This is a genomic window from Bradyrhizobium sp. LeoA1Lang, from assembly GCF_055413685.1.
Genome location: NZ_JBVAPG010000293.1, coordinates 1 through 5,271, shown reverse-complemented (window position 1 = coordinate 5,271; position 5,271 = coordinate 1). Strand labels below are relative to the sequence as shown.

The following is a 5,271-nucleotide window of genomic DNA, read 5'->3' as shown; positions in this document are numbered from 1 at the left end:
GTGCCGACGAGCTTCCGATCTGGCTGCACCAATACAACTGGCATCGGCCTCACGGCGGTATAAAATCTCAAACGCCGATCAGCAGACTCGGTCTCACCGAGGACAACCTCTTGAGGCTCCACATCTAAGATGTCCTGAAGGATCTTCGTCATCATCCCGAAAAATATGGCACATGACCTGTGCATCGGCGAGGGCGGGCGTCCATCCCAGCCGGATATAACGCGTTGCAGCGTAATGCGCGGCCGCCAACAAGCTTCCTTCAACTTGTCTTGGCCTCGCTCGAATCCGGCGTTGATCGCCTGCGCTTCTCTCGCGCGGGGGATGTGCTACCATTCTCTGCTCTGGCCTCTCTCTCGCAGGCCACTACGATCGTCTCGTTAGAATCAATAAAGAGCCAGCCGCCCGGCTGGATAGGGGAGTAACGCGATGCAATCGGTTTTCAATCGTTCCATTCTTGCGCTTGCCACCATCGCCCTCGTGGCGGGGACTGGCTTTGCCAATGCGCAACAGCAGCAGGACAAGGGCAGGTCGCTGAAGAAATACGAATCCGGCACCAAGGAATTCTGGACCCATCCGCCGGATGACTGGTTCCTCGGCGACGAGACCGAAACGCAAAAGGGCCTCGCGCCGCCATCAGGACCGCCGACCGGCGCCTCCGACTCCGAGCTGGCGGCGCTGATCAAGAAGATCAAGCTGCCACAAGGCTTCAAGATCGAGGTCTACGCGTCGAACGTGCTCGCCGCGCGGCAGATGGCCTGGGGCGACAAGGGCACGCTGTTCGTCGGCTCGTTCGGGCTCGGTAACGTCTACGCGATCAAGGACAACAACGGCAAGAAAGAGGTCAAGACCATCCTCAAAGGGCTCAACATGCCCACCGGCCTCGCCTTCCGCGACGGCGCGCTCTACGTGATCGCAGTCGACAAGCTGATCCGCTACGATAATGCGGAGGCCAATCTCGACAATCTCGGCCAGGGCAAGGTGGTCTATGACGACATGCCCTCCTATGCCGCGCATGGCTGGAAATATATCGCTGTTGACAAGGACGGCTGGTTCTACATTCCGTTCGGACCGCCCTTCAACATCGGCGTTCCCCCGACCAGCCTCTCGCAGATCCGCCGCGTCGATCCCAAGACCGGCAATGCGGAAATCTGGGCGCTCGGCGTGCGCAACAGCGTCGGCGGCGATGTCGATCCGCGCACCGGCCGCTACTGGTTCACCGAGAACGCGCGCGACTGGATCAGCGACGATCTGCCGAGCGACAAGCTCAACATGATCTCGAAGATCGGCGAGCATTTCGGCTATCCCTATTGCCACCAGGGCGACCTGCCCGATCCGAAATTCGCAATGGGGCACAAATGCTCGGAGTTCACGCCGCCTGTGCTCAACCTCGGCGCCCACGTCGCTCCGCTCGGCATGAAGTTCTACACCGGTAATCAATTTCCGGCGGACTACAAGAACAACATCCTGATCGCCGAGCACGGCTCGTGGAACAGGCACAAGTACCAGGGCGCGCGCATCGTGCGCGTGATCGTCGGTCCCGACGGCAAGAACCCCAAGCAGGAAGTGTTGGCGTCCGGCTGGATCGAGGGCGACCAGGGCTATCTCGGCCGTCCTGCTGACATCATCCTCGACAAGGATGGCTCGATCCTCGTTGCGGATGATTGGGCCGGTGCGATCTATCGCATCAGCTACAGCAAGAAGTGAGACTGTGACAAACGGAGGCTGCGGTGGCCGGATGGCGGCCGCGGCCTTTTTCTTTTCGATCTCTCGTATCGTCGTTCCGGATCGCACGCGGAGCGGGCGAGTCCGGAACCCATAACCACGAGCGCGGGTTATGGATTCCGGGCTCGCGACTTCGTCGCGCCCCGGAATGACGAACTCAGTGACATGGATGTGTGGCTCATGCGTAAGCGGTTTGTCTGGTATGTAGCAAGCGGCTTTGCGCTGGCTTCAATTCTTCTGGCATCTCCCGCCCGCGCCGCCGATGTCGCGGCCGGCAAGGAAAAAGCAGAGATGTGCGTCTCATGCCACGGCGAGAACGGCATTTCGCAGACCGAGAACATCCCCTCGCTCGCCGGCCAGCCCGATCAGTTCCTTCAGTGGCAGCTCGTGTTCTTCCGCGCCGGCACCCGCAAGAACGAGCTGATGCAGCCGATCGTCGAGCAGCTCAACAATGACGACATCCGCAATCTCGGCGCCTACTTCTCCTCGCTGACGCCGCCGAAGGGCCCGAAGGACGACGATCCTGATCTGTCGGAAAAGGGCAAGCAGGCCGCCGCCGGCCGCCGCTGCGCGTCATGCCATACCGACAGCTATGCCGGCACCAAGGCGGTGGCGCGCATCGCCGGCCAGCGCGAGGATTATCTCGTCAAGGCGCTGCACGACTACAAGTCCAGCGCGCGCTCCGGCGGCGGCATGGCCGCGATGGCCGAGGTCGCCTATCCCCTGAGCGAAGAAGAGATCACCGCGCTCGCGCATTATCTGGCACATCTCTGATGGTGATGCCGTAGCCCGGGTGGAGCGCAGCGTAACCCGGGGCAGTCTCTCCGCGGCGCAAAGTGTTCCCGGGTTGCGCTGCGCTCCACCCGGGCTACAGGACTACTTGCCCCGTTGCAATTCGTACGCCTTGAGATGCGTATATGCCGTGCGCAATTTCGGCACGGGAATCTTCGCGGCGTCGGCGCGGGCGACGAGGTCGCCGATCACGTGATCGGCTTCGACCGGCAAGCCGGCCTTGATGTCGCGGAACATCGAGGCGGTCATCGGCGAACCCGCGGCGGTCAGCATGCCCTTGACGCGCTCGAAGAACGGTCCACCCGGCGCATAGCCTTCGGCGGTCGCCACCGCGCTGCATTCGTCGAGCATGCCGAGCAGGAAATCCTTGCCGCCGGGCGCGGCCAGGATGTTGCCGACGGAGGTGCGCATCAGGCTGGTGGAAGCCGCGAGCGAAGCCAGGAACACCCACTTTTCCCACATGTCCTGCATCACATGATCGCTGGCGGTTGCGCCATTGACGGCGGAAAACACCTCCGCGATCGCGCGCACGCGGTCCGACATCTTGCCGTCGCGTTCGCCGAACGTCAGCGACTGCATCGGCTGAAGCTGCACCACCTCGCGCGCTTCATTGAGCGTTGCCGCAATCGCGCAGAGGCCGCCGAGAACCTGCTCGGCGCCGAATTTCTTGTCGAGCGCGCTCAGATGCAGCATGCCGTTGAGCAGCGGGATGATGGCGGTATTCGGTCCGACCGCCGGTGCGAACGACTTGATGGCATCGTCCAGGTCGAACGCCTTGCAGCTCAACAGCACGACGTCGAATTTCTCGGTCAACTTGTCAGCCTGCACCGTCGGCGGATTCTTCAAGGTCACGTCGCCGTTTGGGCTCTTGATCACAAGCCCGGCAGTCGCGAGTTCGGATGCGCGCTTGGGGCGCACCAAGAACGTAATGTCACGGCCGGCCTGCAGCAGCCGCCCGCCGAAATATCCGCCGATCGCACCGGCGCCGACGACGAGAACGCGCATGGGATGATTCCTTGTTGTTGTTGCTTCGGGGATGGCAGGTGAATGGCGAATGGGGAGTAGCGAATAGGGATGGATGCTTTCCGTCAAGCGAGAATCCCTGGGTAACTACTTCTTCTTCGCTCCTCCGTTCCGGTGGTCCATTCTGTCGCGATCTTCGCGGCACGTCTACAGTATGATGATGGTCATCATACTGTGTCGTGTCAAATCAAACGCTCGACCGTCTGCTTCCGCCAGACCAGCATGTAATAGGCCATCTGCAGCAGGAACATGGTGCAGAAGGTGATCGGATAGGCGACCCACACCCCCTCGATGCCGATCAGCCGGCTGAGGATGATGGCGGACGGGATCTCGACCAGCATGATCGCGAGGGCGGAGATCAAGAGCGGCATCCAGACCGTGCCGCCGGCGCGCATCGCCCCCGAAAACACCGTCGACATCCCGAACAGGACCGAGCTCCACAGCACGATGTGCAGCAGCCCCTGCGCGAGCTCGAGCACGGCGGGGTCGGTGATGAAAAAGCCCATCAGCGTGCGGGAAAACAGATAGCCTAGCGCGGCCAGTCCGCCGGTCAGGATCAGGTTCATCTTCAGCCCGGTGCCGACGATGGCGCCGATCTGGCCGGCTTGGCCGCGGCCGATCGCCTGCGCTCCGAAGATCGAGACCGAGATCGCGATCGACAGCGCGGGAAACTGCACATAGCTCAAGACCTGGTTGACCGCTCCATAGGCCGCCGTGGCGTTGGAGCCGAAGCCGTTGACGAGGCCGAGCAGCACCAGCTCGGCGAGCGACATCACCACCATGCCGAGCGCTGCGGGAATGCCGAGCCGCAACACGGTTCGCAGCAGCGTGCCGTCCGGCCGCATCGCGCGCAGGAACGCGGCATCGAAAGCCAGCGCATGGCCTCGTCGCCGCAGATAGAGGTGGAGCCATATCAGCGTCAGCAGGCTCGATACCGCCGAGGCCCAGGCGGCGCTGGCGACGCCGAGATGCGGCAGGCCAAGCCAGCCGCGGATCAGCGCCGGCGTCACCACGAGGCCGATGACGGTCGAAATCGCGAGCGCGACCAGCGGCGTCAGCGTGTCGCCGACGCCGCGCAGCATCGAACTGGCCAGGATGAAGGCGAAGGTAAGCGGCATCGTGACCATCATGGTCCGCGCGTAGGACGTGGCGGCATCGAGGATATCAGCCGGTGTGGCGAGCGCGACCAGCAGATCGCGCGTGAACAGCAATCCGAACAGCGCGATGCCAATGGCCAGCAGGAGCGCAACCGTCAGCGTGGTGCCGGCCACCGCCTTGACCTTGTCAGATTGGCCGGCGCCGAAGGCCTGGCCGACCAGCACGGTCGCGCCGGAGCTTAAGCCCATCACGAAGGCGATCAGGAAGAACATCACCGGGAAGAACACCGAGACGGCGGCGAGCGCATCGACCCCGATCATCTGTCCCAGATAGACGCTGTTGATGGTGCCGAACAGCGCCTGCAGGATGTTGCTCAGCATCATCGGCAGCAGGAAGGCGAGGAAGGTCCTCCAGAGCGGCGGCGGCGTGGACATGGGAAGGTACCTGCTAAAGCATGTGGGGTAGCTGATTGAGTCAGTCGGGCCGCGAGTTCACCTCCCCCGCTTGCGGGCTGTCCGATTCACACATCGCGGAGCGCCAGACTGGTACCAAATTTGATGCGCTGGAAGGCTTCGAGCCCCAGGCGCATCGTTTTCGGCCCGGGCTTGCCATAGTAGCCGTCCCATCCGCCCAGAC

At 62.8% G+C, this 5,271-nt stretch carries 4 protein-coding genes and 1 pseudogene; 3 read left to right on the top strand and 2 right to left on the bottom strand.

Going from position 1 to position 5,271, the window contains the following annotated elements; translation table 11 throughout:
• The 3 genes and pseudogenes from ACZYOF_RS41960 to ACZYOF_RS41950 form a co-directional block, all read left to right on the top strand.
• Positions 1-128: pseudogene (locus tag ACZYOF_RS41960) on the top strand (IS481 family transposase); the annotation flags it as partial.
• 298 nt (positions 129-426) lie between these two features.
• Complete coding sequence (locus tag ACZYOF_RS41955) at positions 427-1,704, top strand: PQQ-dependent sugar dehydrogenase (RefSeq protein ID WP_463719415.1); 1,278 nt, start codon at positions 427-429, stop codon at positions 1,702-1,704.
• 198 nt (positions 1,705-1,902) lie between these two features.
• A complete protein-coding gene (locus ACZYOF_RS41950) occupies positions 1,903-2,496 on the top strand; it encodes a c-type cytochrome (protein ID WP_463719414.1) in 594 nt (197 codons plus the stop codon).
• A 102-nt stretch (positions 2,497-2,598) separates the two neighbouring features.
• Here the strand turns inward: ACZYOF_RS41950 and panE are convergent, their stop codons facing one another.
• Together panE and ACZYOF_RS41940 are read right to left on the bottom strand one after the other, a co-directional pair.
• Complete coding sequence (gene panE / locus ACZYOF_RS41945) at positions 2,599-3,519, bottom strand: 2-dehydropantoate 2-reductase (RefSeq protein WP_463719413.1); 921 nt, start codon at positions 3,517-3,519, stop codon at positions 2,599-2,601.
• Positions 3,520-3,719: 200 nt separating this feature from the next.
• Positions 3,720-5,069, bottom strand: coding sequence for an MATE family efflux transporter (locus ACZYOF_RS41940; RefSeq protein WP_463719412.1), 1,350 nt, complete (start codon positions 5,067-5,069; stop codon positions 3,720-3,722).
• Between the last annotated feature and the right edge of the window lie 202 nt (positions 5,070-5,271).